The 599-nt window shown below is 30.9% G+C and carries 1 pseudogene; it reads left to right on the top strand.

The features are described from left to right. Positions 1-599: pseudogene (locus tag L8W56_RS08765) on the top strand (methyl-accepting chemotaxis protein); the annotation flags it as partial.

The raw sequence follows: 599 nt of genomic DNA, 5'->3' as shown, positions 1-599 counted from the left end.
GCCAAAGCCATCAATGAAAACATCACTAAAACTAAAAATGCATTAGAACAAGATGCTAAAGCAGTAGAACAATCAGTTGATACAGCTAAAGAAATAGAAGGTGGTAATCTAACAGCAAGAATAACAGCAATTCCTGCTAATCCTCAATTAATAGAATTAAAAAATGTATTAAATGATATGCTTGATGTATTACAAGCAAAAGTTGGTTCTAATATGAATGAAATCAATAGAGTATTTGATAGCTATAAGGCATTAGACTTTACTACTGAAGTTAAAAATGCTAAAGGTGGAGTTGAAGTAACTACTAATGTATTAGGTCAAGAAATAGTAGCTATGCTAAGACAATCATCTGAATTTGCTTCTTTATTAGCAGATGAGAGTGGTAAATTACAAAGTGCTGTTAAAGACTTAACAGATTCTTCATCTTCTCAAGCTTCTTCTTTAGAAGAAACAGCAGCAGCATTAGAAGAGATTACTTCTTCTATGCAAAATGTATCTCATAAAACTAGTGAAGTTATTGCTCAAAGTGAAGAGATTAAAAATGTTACTTCTATAATAGGTGATATTGCTGATCAAATTAACCTACTTGCATTAAATGC

The organism is Campylobacter sp. IFREMER_LSEM_CL1085, from assembly GCF_025772235.1.
Classification (GTDB): Bacteria; Campylobacterota; Campylobacteria; order Campylobacterales; family Campylobacteraceae; genus Campylobacter_D; species Campylobacter_D lari_D.
The sequence above is the reverse complement of the archived record's forward strand: the minus strand, read 5'-3'. Positions and strand labels throughout refer to the sequence as shown.